Here is a 17,974-nt window from a genome sequence, read left to right as displayed (position 1 = left end):
CATGAAGACGAAGCGCTTCATCGACAAGCGCTGGCGAGACCAGGCGTGACAGCAATCCAATGCTGAGATAGTCCGCCATGCGGATGGGACCACCCAACGTCGACGCCTTGCCTGCCATGCCGATTACCGGAAGCGATCAATATTCAATAGTATATCGCTAAGTGAACGGCATTGGGGACAGACCACGGTTTCTGAGATTTCCCAAACACTCAGCTGTCCTCTTTCCGCGGCCGCCCCGGCCGACCACGCGTCACCCGTCGCTTCAAGGCGCGTTCCACCTGCGCTTCGAAACGCTCGGTGCCGAGAACATAGTTTCCATTCGTCGCCTGGCGAATTTCATCAACCAGGCCGGGATCCAGCTGATATCGGAAGAGCTCACGATAGGCCGCCTGCCGTTCCTCGGCGCTCGATCCCAGTCGCTTGTATAGCTTGTGCGGTTTGATGAGCGTGCTGAGCTCGCCCTGCCCGTTCACCCGATAGCTGGACCAACGATATTCTGCCGGATGCGCGACCATTTCGGCACGAACCGGATTGAGTTCGATGTAGCGATAGCAGCCCATGACGTAGTGTTCTTCCTGCGTCAGACAAGAGCGAAAGCGCCCCTCCCAGAGTGTGCCGCTTCGTCTATAGGTCCGGTTGATGTATTGGACGTAGCGTTGGCCGAGTCGTTTCATCAGATTGCCGACGCTCGCTGTTTCGCGGCCCGTCACCAGTAGATGAACGTGGTTGCTCATCAAGACATAGGCATGAACACGGCACGCTTCGCTGCGCGCGTACTCCTGAAGCCATTCCAGATAAAAGCGATAGTCATCGTCGGCGAAGAAACAGACCTCACGGTTGTTGCCTCGCTGGATGAGATGGACCGGCACGTTCGGCAGCATGACGCGCGGGCGACGAGGCATGGGCAGGCTCTTTGAAAAGTGTTCTGCGAAAAGGTGGATTCAGGTTCCAATCGCAACACGACCGTTTTGCGTGAGGACTTCGTGAGGCGTTCGGTAGCCGAGGCGTTTCCTCGGTCTATGATTGAGCAAGTCAACGACGGTCTCAAGCTTGGCTTTTGAAATACCGTCCAGTGAGCGGCGTTTCGGAAAGAACTGCCCCAAAAGACCATTGGCATTCTCGTTACAGCCGCGTTGCCACGGTGAGTGGGGGCGTGCGAAGTACACTTGGAAGCCGCTTTTCTGTTCGATGCGCTCGAACGCGCTGAACTCGGTGCCATTGTCGTAGGTCATCGTTCGGCGAAACCGCGCTGGAAAGGGTCTCAACGCGGCAACAGTCGCTTTGGCCAGCGGCATCGATGCCCGATGCGGCTGCTTGAACGCCACGATATAACCGCTGCGACGCTCGACATGGGTGACGATGACAGCACGCCCGGACCCCATCACCGTGTCGCCCTCCCAGTCGCCGAAGCGACCCCGCCGGTCGACAACGTCGGGCCGTTGATGGATATCAAGCCGCGTATCACGTCGGGCGCGATGGCCGGCTCGTGGTGTACGACGCCCGCGTCTTTTATGCCGGCGTCTGAGGCGCTGATACAGCAGCCGCCGGTCACGGCATCCGCCGCGATCCAGGCATAGATCTGCTGGGCACTGATGCGCATCGCCGGGGTGTTCGGAAAACGCGCGATCAAGCGGCCGGCAATCGCTTCAGGCGGCCAGAACAAGGCGAGCTTGGCCATTACAAAATCAACCAGCGGCGGATGATCCCATCGTCGTCGGTGCCGAGCGGCACGCCGCCGTCTCTCGGCGGCATGCTGCGCGTAAAAATCGTGATAGTGCCTGTTGTAAGGCGATTGATTTCGCTTGAGCTCTCGACTGATGGTGCTCCGATGACGCCCGAGATGCCGGGCAACTTCGGCTTGGTTCAAGCCGAATTGAGACATCAGGAGAATATTGCATCGCTCACGCGCGCTAAGATGCGTATGGGACATCGCGGGGCCTGTTTTGTTGATGGTCTCGACAACCTCAACTTAACCCAATGCCTCGTGATGTCTCACCTTCGGCCGCCTGTTGCGATTGGAACCTGAATCCACCGTTCGCTGAGGGTTCGCAGGCCAGGCTCCCATCCCGGCCACTGCGCGGAGTTCACCCCCGTACGCCCGCGGTGTCGGGCCGCTACCGGCCCATAATGCATCGCGGCGAGCGTGAGAATCGCAGGATTGGCCATGGCACTATCCGGAGCCGCTACAACCCTGGCCAGGCGGATAACCCGCCCAGCGCGACAGCGTGCGCGCGATCAACGGCCCGGTGAGCATCAGAAACCAGGCCCGCGCGACCTGCATCGCCATGACATAGGCCACGTTCAGATGACTGGCGCTGGCGATGATCGCCACGGTGCTCGCCCCACCCGGGCTGGTCGCCAGATAGGCGGTCAGCGGATCCATGCCGGTCAGCTCGACCAGCACCACCGCGAGCCCGCCACAAGCCAGCAGCAACAACAACGTGGACAACAGAATCGACGGCAGCGCGTGCATGGCCTGGCGCAGCGTTTCGCGCCGGAAGCGCATGCCGATGCCCCAGCCGAGCACGCAATAGCCCGGTATCAGCAGTATCTGCGGCAGGGCGATGCGCAGCACGTGCAGATTCTGCAGCAGTGCGCCGATCACCATCACGAACATGAGCGGGCCGGCCGGAATGCGCAGTCGCACGGCCAGAAAGCTGGCGACCACGATAAAGCCCACGGTCTCGCCGAAACCGAGCCAGTCGCTCGGCAGGAAGGCGATGTGCGCCGAAAGCCCGCCGGCCGGGGCGGCCGGTACGAAAACGGCGGCGACGACTGCCGAAAGCACCGACACGATGATCACTCGAACGTACTGGACGAACGCCACCAGGCCGACATCGCAGCCGAAGTCGCCGGCCATGATCACCATCGCAGCCGCGGCCCCTGGCAGCGTACCCCAGATTGCGGTCGGACCCGGCAGCACCTGCCAGCGGGTCAGCAGCCAGCCGATCACCATGCTGAGCAGCACCACGGCCAGCACGCCGCTGGCGAAGATCGGCCAGTCCCGCCCGATCTCGGCCAGCAGTGACGGCGTTATCGCCCGCGCGATCAGGCAGCCAACCACGCCCTGCGCCCAGTTGAACGCCAGCCCCGGCAGATGCACCGGTCCGAAGCTGACCGCGACCATGATCGCCGCGATCATCGGCCCGAGCAGAAAAGCAGCCGGCAGATGCAGCCAATCCAGCCCGACGGCCAGCACTGCCGACAGAATCACCAGCAACGTCCACCGGAACAGGCTCTGTGGCATTGCTATGGCCTTGTGGGCGGCGCGCGTCTCAGGCTACCAGTTCGAGAGCGTCGGCGTTCGTCACCCGGGCGAGCCGCGGAAAGATGCTCTCGATCGCCATATCGTGCAGTGGTTTCGACATCGTTGCGCACAGATCCTCTGGCACCACCACGTCATAACCGTACTCCCAGGCATCGCGAACCGTCGATTCCACCCCGAAATTGGTGGCGATGCCGCCGATCACGAGTGTGGAGATGCCGCGGCGGCGCAGCTGCAGATCGAGCTCGGTGCCGTGGAATGCGCCCCATTGACGTTTGACGATCTCCAGATCGCCCGGCAGCATCACGCCATCGACGAACCGCATGGCGTCTGCCGGCATTCCGCCCTCGGGCCGTTGCGGCGGTTCGTCCACATTGGCTGGCGGCGTATCGCCGAGATCGTCGTGCCAGAGCACGCGCACGTTGACGACCAGCGCCCCGGCCCGGCGGAAGCGCTCGGCCAGCGCCCGGGTGCCGGCGACGATTTGTTCGCCGCTGCGCGGCGCCAACTCACGGCCAACGATGCCTTGTTGTAGATCGATCGAAATGAGTGCCGTACGTGCAGGATCCAGTTGCATGACAAAACCTCGAAAAGATGGAAAGACGCCAATCTAGAGATATGATAGGAGCGATTCGCAAAACCATTATTTGAGGATGTCCTCGCAAAAGTCAATGGACGCACAACGTGAACCCGTTCGGCCGCAGCGCAGACGCGGGCGCGAGCGCGTGGCCGCGATCGTGGCCGCCGCCGTGGAACTGTTCGCCGAGCGCGAATACAGCGCCGTGACCATGACCGAGATCGCGGACCGATCGGGCACCGCGATCGGCTCGCTGTACCGGTTCTTCCCCACCAAGGAACATGTGGCCGATACCATCCTCGAGCGCTTCGGCGATGCCATCGACGAGGCCTTCGATATCTGCGCGGCCAATGCCCCTACGCAGCCGGTCGAGCAGACCGCGAGCGAACTCGTGGCCCGGATCGCCGCCCTCGGCCCCTACCGGACCGCCGGCTCGGCGCTGGCCGATGCGCTCGACCGGGCCGGCCAACCGGCAACGAAAGCGATCGAGCGGATTCGGGCGAGCATGCGCGGCGGCATTCGACGCGTGCTGCACGCCATCGCCCCCGATCTGCCGACAGACATGGTGGAAACCCGGACGCTGGCCGTGCTGGTCGTTCTCAAGGCGACCGGCGTGCATATGCAACGTTACCCCGACGAACGCGACCGGCTCGAGGCCGAGCTGGGCCGGATGCTCTCGCTGTATCTGGCCCAGCCGGCCACGCTGACCCGCCCGCTGTCGCCTGAAGCATAAGGAACGTCTCGATACGCACATCGCGCCCGCTTCGCCGGGCGCATATTTTCGGCAGTCTTCGAACGGCGAGCTGCCATGAACACGAACGTCATCCTCACCTGCGCCGTCACCGGCGAAAGCGATACCTCGGCCAGGAACCCCAACCTTCGGTCACGCCCACGACATGGAAGACCTCCGCGAGATCGGGGATCGCGCGCGCGATTCGGGTACCGAAGTGGTGATCAACTTCAGCGGCGGCGATCTGTTTCAGGAACTCGTCGGCGCCTACGGCGAGGATCGCCAGATTCGCGCCGTCGCCGGCTCGAATCTACAGAGTCCATCCGAGCGACATGCACCGATCGGCGAGCTGCTGCCCGAGATCTGCACGCTGGCCGGCAGTCTCAACTTCGGCGACATGGTCTATATGAACTCCGCCGACGGTGCCTATCAAACCGACACGCACCGCCAGAGCCGGCCCGCCGAGTCCCCACCGGATGCAAGGTCTGATGTTAAACTTGACAGATTATCTTCATAGGTTGCTAATGATGTCATGAACGACAACGCACTTTCCGCGGCATCGCTGGCGCAAGAGATGCGCGGAGTCGTCGGCAAACTGAAGCGCCGTTTGCGGGCACAAGCCAGCGCCGGCGACCTCACGCCATCGCAGTCCAGCGTGCTGCTGCGCCTCGAACGCGACGGGCCCCAGACCACCTCCGGCCTCGCTCGGGCAGAAGCAATGCGATCGCAGTCGATGCGCACGATTGTCGCCGCCTTGCAGGCCGCGGACCTGGTAACCGGCGTCCCCGATCCCACCGATGGTCGGCAGACCATCCTGACGTTGTCCGATACCTTTCGCGAGCGACTGAAAACCGGTCGCGCAGCGCGCCAGGACTGGCTGACGTCCACCATCCAGACGCGCCTGACCCGCGACGAACAACGGCAACTCGAAGAAGTGCTGCCGCTGCTTCGGCGCCTCGCCGACGATTGACCAGAACGAGCGCCTCTGACGCCCGACACTTTACCGGAGTAACACCATGCCGCTGACCACGCTCGATCCGAACGCCGAGCTCGTCGTCGTCGATCTTCAAAAAGGGCTTGCCGCCCTGCCCTTCGTCCATCCGATCGAGGACGTGGTGGCCCGCAACCGGGGCTGCTCGACGCCTTCCGCGCCCTCGGTCTTCCAGTCGTACTGGTCAACGTCGTCGGCAGCGCCCCCGGCCGAACCGAGCAACCGCCTTGAGCGGCGCAAGAACGGCCGGCCGACTTTGCGGCGCTTCTGCCCGCGCTTGGACAGCAAGAGGACGATATCGCAGTGACCAAACGCACCTGGGGCGCGTTCGCCGGCACCGATCTGACGGAACGGCTGCGCGCTCTCGGCGTCACACAAGTCATCGTCACCGGCGTCGCGACCGGCACCGGCGTAGAGGCAACCGCCCGCCAAGCCTATGAAGCGGGCTTCAACGTCACGCTGCCCATCGACGCGATGACCGATCTGCGTGCGCAGGCGCACGATTACAGTGTCGCCCATGTGTTTCCTCGCCTGGGGGAAACCGGCTCGACGGACGATGTGCTGGCCCTGCTACCCGACCGGCCGTGACCGTCCTTTCCGGGTGGCGCATATTCCGCTCGCTGCACGGCTTCAACTATCGTGTCTGGGTCGCGGGGGCTTTCTTCTCCAACGTCGGGACATGGGTACAGCGAACCGCGCAGACCTGGCTCGTCCTGACGATCCTCACCCGCCATAGCGCGTCAGCGGTTGGGCTGGTCATGGCGCTGCAGTTCGGGCCGCAGTTCCTGCTGTTGCCCTGGACCGGTCTCGCCGCCGACCGGCTCAACCAGCGCAAGTTGCTGCTCGTGACGCAGGGCGCAATGGGTGTGCTTGCACTCGGCCTGGGCCTGCTGACGGTGGCCGGCGCGGTGCGGCTCTGGCACGTCTATGTCTTCGCCTTGCTGTTCGGCAGCGTCGCGGCGTTCGACGCGCCGGTGCGCCAGACCTTCGTCGCCCAACTCGTCGGCGACGAGGATCTGTCCAATGCTGTCGCCCTCAATTCCACCTCGTTCAACGCCGCCCGGATGATCGGCCCTGCCGTCTCAGGCGTCGTCATTGCCGGTGTCGGAACCGGCTGGGCGTTTCTCATCAATGGCGTGTCATTCCTGACCGTGCTCATCGCGCTCGCCCTGCTGCGCGTTGCCGATCTGCACGCGATCCCCCGGGCTGCGCGGACACGAGGCGGCTTCGTCGAGGGGTTTCGCTACGTGCGGTCGCGGCCGGACCTGCGCGTCATCCTCGTCATGTTGTTCCTTATGGGCACTTTCGGTCTCAACTTCCCGATCTTCGTCTCGACGATGGCCGTGGGGGTATTCCATGCAGGTGCGGCCGAATACGGCTTGCTGTCGTCCATCATGGCAATCGGGACGATAGCCGGCGCGCTGTTCAACGCCAGCCTCGACAGGCCGGCGTTCCGATCGCTGCTCGTCGGCGCTGCCCTGTTCGGCATCGGTTGTACTCTGGCGGCCATTGCGCCGAGCTACGGGCTGTTCGCGCTCGTGCTGGTCCCGATCGGCGGCGCAGCGCTTATCTTCACCAACACGACCAACAGCCTGATACAGCTTTCGACCGAACCCACAATGCGCGGCCGCGTCATGGCCTTGCGAGTAAGCGTCGCAATGGGCGGCACACCCATCGGCGCGCCCATCGTCGGCTGGGTCGCGGATCACTGCGGCCCGCGATGGGCGCTGGGCATCGGCGCCGCCGCGGGATTGGGCGCGGCACTCGTCGCCCTCCGGTATCAATGCCGTGACGCCACGGCGACTTGATTCAGGCTTAAAACGTGGTCGATCCCTGAGGGTTCCCCACACAAATCAGGTCGATATTGGATAGCAGTACAAATAGACTCGAAAAGCGTTCCATCTATAGGGGACAGACCCTGAGGTTTCCCCACAATTATTCATCCTTTAACAGATATTTAGCGTTATTCGAGGGGTGGTCAGAAGGGCGTGCATGACGGATAGTACCCTTCGTATCGACCAAAATGCGAAGGCCGTCATGCACGCGAGTGCAGTATTGCAGACGTGGCTCGGGTCTGTCTTTTCCGAGATCGATCAACGTAACGCCCACACCACATCGCAGGCCGTGTGTGCCTGCCTGATCGGACAACGCCTGACGCTCATGGCGCTTGCACGCCATTGGCCGGCGTCTCGTCAGATCGCAGCGCCTCTCAAGCGGCTGGATCGATGGCTGAGCAATCGCTCGATGCAAGCGCATCGCCAAGCGTTCTATCGCGCCAGTGCACAGTGTCTGGTGACGCAGGATCGCCCCGTCATTATTGTCGATTGGAGCGAACTGCCGCGGGATGGCCGATGGCAGCTTTTGCGGGCGTCCATTCCGCGGCGAGGTCGGGCATTAACGTTGTATGAGGAAGTACATCCGCAGCGAGATCTGAATAGCCGGGCTGTACACGATCGATTTCTCGCGCGCTTGCAATCCGTGTTGCCGGCCACCTGTCGTCCGATTGTCCTTACGGTCGCCGGGTTTCACACGCCGTGGTTTCAATCGGTCGACGCCTTGGTTGGGACGGGATCGGACGTTTGCGAGGGCGCGTGATGATTCGTGAAGGTCATCGGCATGCCCCGTGGCAGCCGGTATCGGCGTATTACGACGAGGCCCCCATCAAACCGCAATCGCTGGGTCTGTGCGATATCACGCGTAGCCGGCCGACATCGTGTCATCTGGTGCGTACACGCCGGCGGCCCAGGGGGCACCATCAAACGCGACGAGATCAAAAGCGTGCCGGGGGCGGTAAAGCCGAGAAGATGGCACGACGGTATCGTGAGCCTTGGGTGCTTGGCTGCCTCTTGTGGCCTGGCCCGAGAGAGCGCGAACGAAATCGCAAGGCTCTACGGCGTACGCATGCAGATCGAGACAGCGTTTCGGGATCTCAAATCGCATCAGTATGGCTGTGCGTTCGAGGACACTCAGACGCGTGTGGGCGCCCGACTCGAGATGTTATTGCTGATTCATATGCTGGCAACACTCGTGGCCTGGCTGGCGGCTCTGGCCACACGATCAGAGCACGAGACACGATTCCGGATCGCGTTGCTGAGTCGGGGATGGGCGCTGTTACGACAAACCATGCAGCGCATACCCAACGTCAAAAAACCGCCCTGGCAAGCGCTAAAAGCCGATCTGTATTGCTATCTCATAGCAACCTGATTTGTGGGGAACCCTCAGGTGCTAATGCCCTCGCCGCGCCAAAGCAAGTTCGACCTGCGCTTCGAAACGCTCGGTGCCGAAAACATAGGTGCCGTATCGGGCCCGACGAATGACATCCATCAGGCCCGGATCCAGCTATTCTCGGGGTAGCTTTCGATGCGCGGCCTGGAATCCAGGAACGGTATGGGTCATTCCCCCTCGACTCCTGGGAGCAGGGCTTCCAAGCGATATGGGTAATCGAATAAACCATCCCCGAATCTGGCCTTCGGATGTCGGATTCACCACGTTCTAAAGGCGCTGCAAGAAATCATCCAGCCGTGATCGCACGCGTGATGGCCGGCAAGCGGAGAATCAGGATTGCCGAGCGGTTGGCCATGCGTTCAGTGCCGTATCGACGATGTCGGAAAGAGACGCCCGCGAGGCACCGTCGCGGGCCAGAACGGACAGCCCCTGCAGCACCGCCATGACCATACCGGCGAGCGCAGCCGCATCCGTCTCGGTTGGCAGTATTTTGTCCGCGATATCCCGTTCTATGCGCGCCCTGACGCGCTCACGCAGATGCTGCCGGTATCCGGCTACGACGTCTTGAACATCTGCAGCACTGGATGATCCGCTGGCGGTGGCACTGGCCAGCAGGCAGCCCCGGGGCGTGGTTTCACCGGTGAACGTGACCACGGCACTCTGCAAGATCGAACGGGCCGCCTCGCAAGCGGTCGGCGCATTGTCGATCGCCGCAGCGCTCGCTTCAGGATCGCCGGCATAGCGTTGTGCCGCTTCGAGAAACAATCGCCGTTTGTCGCCAAAGGCCGTGTAGAGGCTGGGCGCCGTGATCCTCATCGCGCGGGTCAGATCGTTGATCGATGTGGTTTCGTAGCCATGCCGCCAAAACAGCAGCATCGCCTGTTCGAGCGCTTCGTCGCGATCAAAAGATAGCGGCCTGCCGGCCCGGCGTCGCACGCTTTTACCACCATCGTCCGGTTTATTCATAGCGATCGTTACGAAACTAGTTGACTTGACTGCTGCTTTCCTAACATGATTTTCATATCGAACGCTACGAAACAGATGACATGAACCTCACAGATTTCCGCACGCTCGGCCGCTCCGGCCTGGTCGTCAGCCCACTGGCACTCGGCACGATGACCTTCGGCCCCGGCGAATGGGGCGCCGACGAGAATACCTCGCGCGCAATCTTTGACGCCTATCGCGATGCGGGTGGCAATTTCATCGACACGGCGGACATCTATTCCGGTGGCGAAAGCGAGCGTCTGGTCGGCAGGTTCATTGCGGACGCGGGTGTACGCGACGAGATCGTGCTGGCGACGAAGTTCGGCTTCAACGCATCCGCCAGTCCGCTCACCGCCAGCCAGGGCGGCGGCGGCAATCCGCATGCCGGCGGGGCCGGCGCGAAGAACATTCACCGCGCGCTTGATGCGTCGCTGAAGCGGCTCGGCACGGACTATATCGATCTCTACTGGATGCATATCTGGGACGGGGTGACACCGGTCGAGGAAATTCTGCAAACGCTGGGCGATCTTGTGCGGGCCGGAAAGATCCGCTATTTCGGCTTTTCCGACATGCCTGCCTGGGTCGGCTGCAAGGCCGCAACAATTGCAACCGAGCGCCGCGTGCCCGGCCCGATCGCGATGCAGCTCGAATATTCGCTGGTCGCGCGTGATGTCGAGGCCGAACATTTCCCGGTGGCACGCGAGGGCGGGATGGGCATCATGCCGTGGAGCCCACTGGCCGGCGGCTTCCTGTCCGGCAAGTACCGGCGCGAGGATACCTCGGGCACCGGGCGCCTCAGCGGTGCCAATCCGTTCGGCGACAGCAAGTTCACCGACCGCAACTGGGACATTCTGGAAGCAGCCCAGACGGTCGCGGCCGAAGTCGAACGGCCGGTCGCCCAGGTCGCACTGGCCTGGACCCTGGCGCGTCCGGGGGTGGCTTCTACCCTGATCGGCGCAAGTAAAGTCTCGCAAATCGAGAGCAACGTTGCCGCTACCGGCCTTCGCCTGAGCGACGAGCAGCTTGCGCGCCTCGATGAAGCGAGCGCGCCCGCGCCGACCTTCAGTACGGTACTGACTTCTCCGGACATCCGGCGAATGGTATTCGGTGGCCGTGCGGTAACCGGATGGGGCGAGTAGCGCGCGACCGACGCAACGTTCCCAGCCAGCAGGAATCCAATATCCGCACGCTATTCTGCACAAAACGTCGCCGTGTGCGCCTCTCGTGATATGGCCCGACGCCCGCCGAAATACCCTATAGAGACCACCGTCATGACCGATGCCATCACTCCGTTCCCGATTCATATCGGTGAGGCCGAGCTTGCCGACCTCGCCGATCGGCTTGTCCGCACCCGCTGGCCTGATGCCGGCACCGTCACTGATGGAAGCCAGGGGCCGAGCCTGCCGGCCATCCGCCATCTGGTCGATCGATGGCGTGACGGGTACGACTGGCGAAATGCGGAAAGCCTTATCAACCAATGGGGTAGCAGCCGTGCCGTCATCGATCGACTGGGCATCCACTTCCTCCATATTCGTTCCCCGGAACCCGACGCGGTGCCGCTCTTGCTCGCGCATGGCTGGCCAGGGTCGATTCTGGAGTTCCGTGATGTCATCGGCCCGCTGACCGATCCGGCCGCGCATGGCGGTGATCCGCGGCAGGCCTTTCATCTGGTGATCCCGTCGATGCCGGGGTTTGGCTTTTCCGACAAGCCGACGGAGACGGGTTGGAACGCGGCCCGTGTGGCCGATGCCTATATCGTGCTGATGCAACGACTGGGCTATGGCGAGCGCTGGTTCGCACAGGGCGGCGATTGGGGCGCGGCCGTGGTGACGGTGTTGGCGCATATGCGCGCGCCCGGCCTTGCCGGCATCCATCTCAACATGGTCATGTTCCAACCATGGGAAGACGAGATCGCGGACGCGACAGGCGAGGAGCAAGCGATGCTCGCCGACATGAAGCGATACGACGCCGAGCTGTCGGGTTACATGAAGCTCCAGAACACCCGGCCACAATCGGTCGGGTTCGCCTTGGCGGACTCGCCGGCAGGGCTGGCGGCATGGATCTATGCCCTATTCCAGGACGTGACCGACAGCGGCGGCGAACCGGAGCGGACGATCGCACTCGACCACATCCTCGATGACATCATGCTCTACTGGCTCCCCAACACCGGCGCCAGTTCGGCGCGCTTTTACTGGGAAAACGCACGAGGACAGGGTGATATGCCCGGCGACCCTGTCCCGCTGCCGGCCGGCGTCAGCATGTTCCCCGGCGAGGCCATGCGGCTGTCGCGGCGCTGGGCGGAAAAGCGGTTCGCGGACCTGCGATATTACAACCAACCCGCCCAAGGCGGCCATTTCGCGGCTCTCGAGAACCCCACCGCTTTCGTGGCCGATGTGCGCGCGACGTTCGCGACCCTGGAATAGCGTCGTTCGGGGCAAGCCCGGCACTATTCGGTGCGACCGCCTACGACGTTCGTCATGGGTTGGTGGATACAGGTTCCAATCGCAACACGAATATTTTGCGTGAGGACTTCGTAAGACGTTCGATAGCCGAGGCGTTTTCTCGGTCGACGGTTCAGCAAATCGATCGCATTGTCGAGTTCGGTTTGAGAAATAGACTCGAATGAGCTTCGCTTGGGAAAGAATTGCCGTAGAAGTCCATTCGCGTTTTCATTACAGCCTCTCCGCTAGGGCGTGTTGAGGTTTCGTTCGAGCGCCTTTTCGTCGAGAGACCGCCGTGTGTCCGGCAAGGCGCGAGTCGCCGATCGTGGCGTGCCACGATCCAGACTCGCAACGCCGCCGGGCGCCCATCGTCGATTTTTCATGGGCGGCCCAACCCGAAGGGGCAAGCGCTGTTTTGCGGCAATCCAGCGTTGTAGCCCGCTGGTGCAGAATGACTGCACGGCGCGCACTACGCCTCGTCTTGCCGCAAAACAGCGCTTGGCGCGGACTCGCACGAAACCTCAACACGCCCCAGGGCGAATGCGGCCGTGCAAAGAAGATCCGGAAGCCGCTGCCTTGTTATATACGATCATCGGCACTGAATTCGGTTCCGTCGTCGTAAGTCATCGTTCGTCGCCAGCGTCTCGGGAAGCTCTCGAATGCTTTGACGGTGGCTTTTGCCAAGGGGCAGCGAGTCGATTCGGCTGCTTGAACGCCACTAGATAGCCGCTGCGACGTTCGACGTGGGTGACCATGCCGCCTTGCCTGACCCGAGCATCGTATCCCTTTCCCAGTCGCCGAAGCGCGCCCGTCGATCAACGATTTGAGGACGTTGTTCGATATCCAATCGGCTTTCACGTCGAGCGCGACATCTCAGCCTCGGCTTTCGTCGATGGCGTCTTTTATGGCGCTGTCGCAACGGGCGATAAAGCGTGCCGCACGCGATCGAATCCGCCTCGATCCAGGCATAGATCTGCTTGGCACTGATCCGCATCGCCGGTGTATTGGGAAACACGTGATCAATCGGCCGGCAATCGCTTCCGGCGACCAGACGACATGAAGCTTCTCAATCACGAAATCGACCAATGGACGATGATCGAGCCGTCGTCGATGGCGGACTACCCATCGTCGCTGCTCGGCGGCCCGCTGCGCATGAACATCGTGATACGACGGGTTGTGCGGCGACTGGTTTCGCTTGAACTCTCGACTGATGGTGCTTCGATGCGACCCAGGCGTCGTGCGATTTCGGCCTGGTTAAAGCCGAATTGAGACATCAGAAGAATATTGCATCGCTCGCGTGCGCTAAGATGCGTTTGGGACATCGCAGAGCCTGTTTCGTTGATGGTCTCGACAACCTCAACTTAACTAAAAGCCTTGCGGTGTCCCACCTTTCCTGGCGTGTTGCGTTTGCGATCTGAATCCACCCCTCTTTTACGTGTTGGCTCTTGGCAGGCGTGCCGCGATTGATGCCCCACTGCAGGCCAGCAGGAAGGTGAATCCGAAGCAGAGCGCGTAGATCGTGGGATCGCCGTCGGGCAACCAGGTGATGGCGGTGCCGCCCACACTCAACGCCAGCGCGATCGATAGCGCATCGGCTTGTTTGAGCGTGGCACCCGTCGACCCCTGAGCCTCGGCGGGCGTCAAGGCCAAGGTGAGCACCGACAGGCTCGCATACCCGAGCCCCATCCCCAATCCGACGAGCGCCCAGCCGATCAGGATCGGCGGGATGGATGCCCAGGCCATTTGCGAACCACAGATCACCGCCAGGCCAGCGCCCATCGCGGTCAGGCCCATCACGGGCAATCGAAAACCGGCCAGACGCGGACGGCCCTGAAGCCAGGCGCCAACAAACCAGCCGCCCGCACCCAGGCTGAGTGCGATACCGGTCAGCGCGGGTGGCAAGCCATGCTCGTTTTCGAGCAACAATGGAATGAAGGCTTCACTGGCGAAGAATGCCGCACCGATGATCATCCGAACCGCGATGACCCTTGGCAGCCCTTGGTGCAAGGTCAACGTGCCCCGAGGCAATAGGCGCGGCGCAATCAGAATCAGGCCGGCCAGACCAACGATCAATCCAAGCCAGTGGGCCGTGCGATGCGAATGCGCGGCGGCATGTACCAGCCCCACGGCGAGTGCCGCGACCAGTGCCCAGCCGAGCTGCCGCGGCCGGGCGAAGGGTTGCCGATCGTGGGCCACGTGCCGCAACGCCCCATTGATGACCCACGCGACGGGCACGACGAGCGCCGGGATCAGCAGAAACAGCCAGCGCCAACCGAGTGTCGAGACGATCAACCCACTGGCCGCTGGCCCAAGCAGCGATGGCACGACCCAGCCGGCCGAAAACAGCGCGAAAACGCCCGGTCGCAGTGTTTCCGGATAGGCCCGGGCCACGATGACGTAGACAACCACGGATATCGCGCCCCCGCCAATGCCCTGGACGACACGGCCCGCCACCAGCACGGACATGGTGGGTGCCATGCCGGCGATGAGCAGGCCCGCGGCAAAGCCGATCGTCCCGATCAGAAAGACCGGGCGCGGGCCCCGCGCATCGCTCAACCAGCCGGCGGCCGCCATGCCGACGACGCTGGCCGCCATCGGCCCGGCATACGCCAGTGCATAGAGGCCTAACCCCGACAGGCGGTCTGCGATAACGGGCATCGCGGTGGCCACGGCCAGGGCCTCGAAAGCCACGAGTGCGGTCATCGCGACCAGGCTGCAACTCAGCAGGCGATATTCTTTCGAGAACAGACCTTCGTTGCGGCTCGCCGATGACGACGCGCCGTTCGAATCACTCATGGAGACATTCCAGACCGACGTTGTCGGCATTGATCATTGCGTGGATTCGTCAGGCCAACGGCCCGAGTTGGACGCTAGGGCGTGTTAAGGTTTCGTTCGAGCGCCTTTTCGTCGAGAGACCGCAGTGTGTCCGGCAAGGCGCGAGTTGCCGATCGTGGCGTGCGACGATCGAGGCTCGCAACGCCGCCGGGCGCCCATCGTCGATTTTTCATGGGCGGCCCAACCCGAAGGGACAAGCGCCCCAAAATCAAAAACACGACGGCGATACAGCGTTGTAGCCCGCTGGCGCAGAGTCACTGCGCGGCGCGTGCTAAGCCTCGTCTTGCCGCCCATCGTCAATTTCAGGGCGCGCTTGGCGCGGACTCGCAAGAAACCTCGACAGGCCCTATGGATTGGCCGCCTACGCCCTATTGAACGAGCGCCCCGTCAACCGGCAAGCACTTTGTGCATTGCCGTCTTATAGCGACGCGGCAGCAAGGCGGCATGCCTGGTAACGAACGACACGCCCGATCCGACGCGATTCTCGAGCACGCCATGACGGCTGGCAGGCGGCGCGATAGGCTGCATGCGCACGGCCCATGCGGACGGCGTTGGCCATGCCGACGGGCCTTGCAGGGCACGTCGCCGTTCGCGGCGGCCCCGCGATGGATCAGCTCTTGTCTTCGATGATCTCGATCTGTTCGCCGACCAGAATCAGAGTGTTGTCGTGATCCAGGAATGTCTTTTCGTCCGGAAACACGGTGTTCCGGTAGGTTTCGGAATGCAGGACCGCCTGCATGCCTTCGGGGCTATCGAACCAGAGTTCCGCGGTGCCGTCGTAGTCGGCCTGAGGCACCGTATCGGCCGGCGGCGCGGTCGGATGCGTCTGGATATAACGCAGCACGTGCGCCTCGGCTTCCGGGATCGAGCGAAAGAGCGGGCCGTGGGTATCGATGTGATGGCGCACGAAGGCTTCGTGGGTGAGATCGGGGTGGCGTTTGAGAAACATGGTCATCTTGATCATGCAAAACTCCAGACAATGAAGTCGATTGGGTGATGCGGTGTGGCTGGCTCAGTCACCTTCTGGGGTGGGCGTCCAACGCGTGATCACTTGATTTTCGGCGTATTCGATGCCGTCCGGATAGGTGATGAATTCAACGAGCATGCCCCAGGGCGTCCGACCGTAGACGCCGGCATTACGCTCGCCGTCCTCGACGCCGGCCAACGGGTGTGTCGCCGAAAGCAACGTACCGCCGGCCTGCTCAAAACGCGACGCGGCGGCTTCGATGTCGTCCACATAGAGCCCGAAGTGCGTCAGGCCAAAGTCTTCCAGACGCGGCGCTTGCCGGCTTTCGGCGTCGGCCATCTGGAACATTTCCACACACGGCCCGTTGCCGATGCGCATCAGGCGCATATGCACGATCTGCGTCCCGGACGTCAGGCCGAGCTCGTGCTCGGGCCCCTCGCCGGCCATGGGTTCGCCGTCCTTGGGCAGAACGTCGTACACCGTGACCGCGCCGAACGCCGATTCGAAGAATGCCGTCGCCTCGTCCACGTTCGGCACCGTGACGCCGACGTGATCGATGGCCCGAATCCCGGGCGCGGCACTGGGTCGCGCGACGATCGCCTGCAGTTCGGTGACCGTCGAGGCGCCGCCTTCGACGATGTCGGTCAACGCCTCGTTGAAACGCTGGGTGTGCGCGCTTTTCGCATGGGCGTCGAATGCGGCGTCGTCGCGATAGCTTTCCAGTATTTGCAGGGTCTGGCCATCGGCTTCGGTATACACTTCGAAACGGATATTGCCCGGCTCGGCCCGCACGGCGTGCGCCAGGGTTTCGATCTGGCGTCGGAGTGCATCGGCCTGGCCGGCCAGCGGTGTGGCACGAGCGATCACAGTACGAGTCATACGGAATCTCCGGGACAACGGGTCACGCGATGCGGTTGCCCGCATCGCCTATATGGTTGACTATCCCCGGTAGCCGCGATTACGACAAGAATCCGCACGAATTGCCTGATATATTCAACGATGTTGAATATCCGCGACGGGCCCAACGCCCGCACAACCCGATCGCCATGATCCAGTCCGTCGAACGCGCGCTTGCCATACTCGAGCACCTGGCCCACGCCGGTGGCGCCTCGTCTCTGCAACACATCGCCTCTGATATCGGCACCCGGTCGACGACCGCCCACAATCTGTTACAGACGCTGGTTGCCCTCGGCTATGTTCGGCGTCGGGCCAACGATACGCGCTATCACCTCGGCGAGCGGATTCTGAACCTGTCGCGAGTGGTCGGCGATGATCGCGGGTTGTGTCGCCAGCTGCGTCCGACACTGGAGGCCATCGCCCGCGAAACCGGCGAAACCGTGTTTGTTGCCGTGCCTTCGGGCGACGAGGTGTACTTTCTGGATGCCATCGAAAGCCAGAAACCGCTCCGCGCGAGCAGTCAGGCCGGCGAGCGCCAGCCAATGGCCGGCTCGGCGATCGGGCTGTTGTTTCTCGCGCTCGATCCGGGCCTGCGACGTCATGGCATGGACGTCCACGCCGATCGGCTCGGCCCGTCGCTCGACAGGACACTGGAGACCATCGCAGCACGCGGCTATGCGCTGGATCAGAACAATTATCAGGCCGGTTTGAGCTGCATTGCGGTGCCCTGGGTATCCAACGGCTCACTCAGAGCCGGCTTTGGCCTAAGCGGTCCGTCGGCACGTTTGACATCGAAGCGCCTCAAGGAGGCGGCGGCCATCATGCAGCGCCTCGCAGCTCGGGCATGAGTGCAGCGACGCACGAGCCCCGGACAGGCCGGAATCGGGGCACGTATCGCAACCGGCGCGCGGCGGTACGAAAGTCTTTCCTCGCCGACCGTTGCGCCAACGCGGCTTGTTCAGTCAGCTGTCGCCTGACCCGCGCACCATGTTTGGCGATCCGGATGTCTTCGACGCCGGATGAGCCGCGCAAGGGATATTTCAAGTCCGCATCGGCGGTTCG

The 17,974-nt window shown here is 62.7% G+C and carries 18 protein-coding genes and 1 pseudogene; 11 read left to right on the top strand and 8 right to left on the bottom strand.

Going from position 1 to position 17,974, the window contains the following annotated elements; genetic code table 11:
- Positions 1-209 precede the first annotated feature (209 nt).
- From D3260_RS03800 to D3260_RS03780, 4 genes are all read right to left on the bottom strand, one after another.
- Positions 210-902, bottom strand: a complete 693-nt coding sequence (locus tag D3260_RS03800; protein WP_120097221.1) for a transposase — start codon at positions 900-902, stop codon at positions 210-212.
- Between the two features lie 39 nt (positions 903-941).
- Positions 942-1,538 carry an IS30 family transposase gene (locus tag D3260_RS03795; RefSeq protein ID WP_233543945.1) on the bottom strand — a complete coding sequence of 199 codons (597 nt, stop codon included), beginning with the start codon at positions 1,536-1,538 and terminating at the stop codon, positions 942-944.
- A 632-nt stretch (positions 1,539-2,170) separates the two neighbouring features.
- Complete coding sequence (locus D3260_RS03785) at positions 2,171-3,247, bottom strand: AbrB family transcriptional regulator (protein WP_120097218.1); 1,077 nt, start codon at positions 3,245-3,247, stop codon at positions 2,171-2,173.
- Between the two features lie 28 nt (positions 3,248-3,275).
- Entirely contained in the window at positions 3,276-3,842 is a 567-nt protein-coding gene (locus D3260_RS03780; RefSeq protein WP_120097217.1) for an isochorismatase family protein, read from the bottom strand.
- Between the two features lie 94 nt (positions 3,843-3,936).
- Here D3260_RS03780 and D3260_RS03775 point away from each other — a divergent pair, with 94 nt between their 5' ends.
- The 7 genes and pseudogenes from D3260_RS03775 (at position 3,937) to D3260_RS17920 (ending at position 8,767) form a co-directional block, all read left to right on the top strand.
- Positions 3,937-4,575 carry a TetR/AcrR family transcriptional regulator gene (locus tag D3260_RS03775; protein WP_120097216.1) on the top strand — a complete coding sequence of 213 codons (639 nt, stop codon included), beginning with the start codon at positions 3,937-3,939 and terminating at the stop codon, positions 4,573-4,575.
- A 163-nt stretch (positions 4,576-4,738) separates the two neighbouring features.
- Complete coding sequence (locus tag D3260_RS03770; protein ID WP_120097215.1) at positions 4,739-5,089, top strand: 3-keto-5-aminohexanoate cleavage protein; 351 nt, start codon at positions 4,739-4,741, stop codon at positions 5,087-5,089.
- Between the two features lie 15 nt (positions 5,090-5,104).
- On the top strand, positions 5,105-5,542 hold the full coding sequence (locus tag D3260_RS03765) for a MarR family winged helix-turn-helix transcriptional regulator (RefSeq protein WP_120097214.1): 438 nt from the start codon (positions 5,105-5,107) through the stop codon (positions 5,540-5,542).
- 46 nt (positions 5,543-5,588) lie between these two features.
- Positions 5,589-6,151: pseudogene (locus D3260_RS18050) on the top strand (isochorismatase family protein).
- A complete protein-coding gene (locus D3260_RS03755; RefSeq protein ID WP_120097213.1) occupies positions 6,148-7,371 on the top strand; it encodes an MFS transporter in 1,224 nt (407 codons plus the stop codon). Before D3260_RS18050 ends, D3260_RS03755 begins: the two are co-directional and overlap by 4 nt.
- 184 nt (positions 7,372-7,555) lie before the next feature.
- Positions 7,556-8,158 carry a hypothetical protein gene (locus D3260_RS03750; RefSeq protein ID WP_120097212.1) on the top strand — a complete coding sequence of 201 codons (603 nt, stop codon included), beginning with the start codon at positions 7,556-7,558 and terminating at the stop codon, positions 8,156-8,158.
- A gap of 21 nt (positions 8,159-8,179) precedes the next feature.
- A complete protein-coding gene (locus D3260_RS17920; protein ID WP_120097211.1) occupies positions 8,180-8,767 on the top strand; it encodes a transposase in 588 nt (195 codons plus the stop codon).
- A gap of 351 nt (positions 8,768-9,118) precedes the next feature.
- On the opposite strand, the gene D3260_RS03740 is transcribed toward D3260_RS17920, so the two are convergent.
- The gene (locus D3260_RS03740; protein WP_120097210.1) at positions 9,119-9,754 is read right to left on the bottom strand and encodes a TetR/AcrR family transcriptional regulator; all 636 of its coding nucleotides are present in this window, start codon (positions 9,752-9,754) and stop codon (positions 9,119-9,121) included.
- Between the two features lie 80 nt (positions 9,755-9,834).
- Between D3260_RS03740 and D3260_RS03735 the strand changes: the two genes are divergently transcribed.
- The 3 genes from D3260_RS03735 (at position 9,835) to D3260_RS17750 (ending at position 13,482) form a co-directional block, all read left to right on the top strand.
- Positions 9,835-10,911: an aldo/keto reductase gene (locus tag D3260_RS03735; RefSeq protein WP_120097209.1), complete on the top strand. Its 1,077-nt coding sequence runs from the start codon at positions 9,835-9,837 to the stop codon at positions 10,909-10,911.
- Positions 10,912-11,043: 132 nt separating this feature from the next.
- Positions 11,044-12,195 (top strand): epoxide hydrolase family protein, encoded by a 1,152-nt coding sequence (locus D3260_RS03730; RefSeq protein WP_120097208.1) that lies wholly within the window; start codon positions 11,044-11,046, stop codon positions 12,193-12,195.
- Positions 12,196-13,269: 1,074 nt separating this feature from the next.
- Entirely contained in the window at positions 13,270-13,482 is a 213-nt protein-coding gene (locus tag D3260_RS17750) for a hypothetical protein (RefSeq protein ID WP_120097207.1), read from the top strand.
- 162 nt (positions 13,483-13,644) lie between these two features.
- Here the strand turns inward: D3260_RS17750 and D3260_RS03720 are convergent, their stop codons facing one another.
- The 3 genes from D3260_RS03720 to D3260_RS03710 all read right to left on the bottom strand — a co-directional run bounded on the left by D3260_RS03720 (position 13,645) and on the right by D3260_RS03710 (position 16,894).
- Complete coding sequence (locus D3260_RS03720) at positions 13,645-15,009, bottom strand: MFS transporter (protein WP_199671343.1); 1,365 nt, start codon at positions 15,007-15,009, stop codon at positions 13,645-13,647.
- Positions 15,010-15,658: 649 nt separating this feature from the next.
- Positions 15,659-16,012, bottom strand: a complete 354-nt coding sequence (locus D3260_RS03715; RefSeq protein WP_120097206.1) for an EthD domain-containing protein — start codon at positions 16,010-16,012, stop codon at positions 15,659-15,661.
- A 48-nt stretch (positions 16,013-16,060) separates the two neighbouring features.
- Complete coding sequence (locus D3260_RS03710) at positions 16,061-16,894, bottom strand: antibiotic biosynthesis monooxygenase (protein WP_158583382.1); 834 nt, start codon at positions 16,892-16,894, stop codon at positions 16,061-16,063.
- Between the two features lie 167 nt (positions 16,895-17,061).
- Between D3260_RS03710 and D3260_RS03705 the strand changes: the two genes are divergently transcribed.
- Entirely contained in the window at positions 17,062-17,760 is a 699-nt protein-coding gene (locus D3260_RS03705; protein ID WP_120097253.1) for an IclR family transcriptional regulator, read from the top strand.
- Positions 17,761-17,974: the final 214 nt, after the last annotated feature.

Source organism: Salinisphaera sp. Q1T1-3, from assembly GCF_003602005.1.
Classification (GTDB): Bacteria; Pseudomonadota; Gammaproteobacteria; order Nevskiales; family Salinisphaeraceae; genus Salinisphaera.
Note: the sequence above shows the minus strand (reverse complement) of the source record. Positions and strands in the feature narration are given on the sequence as shown.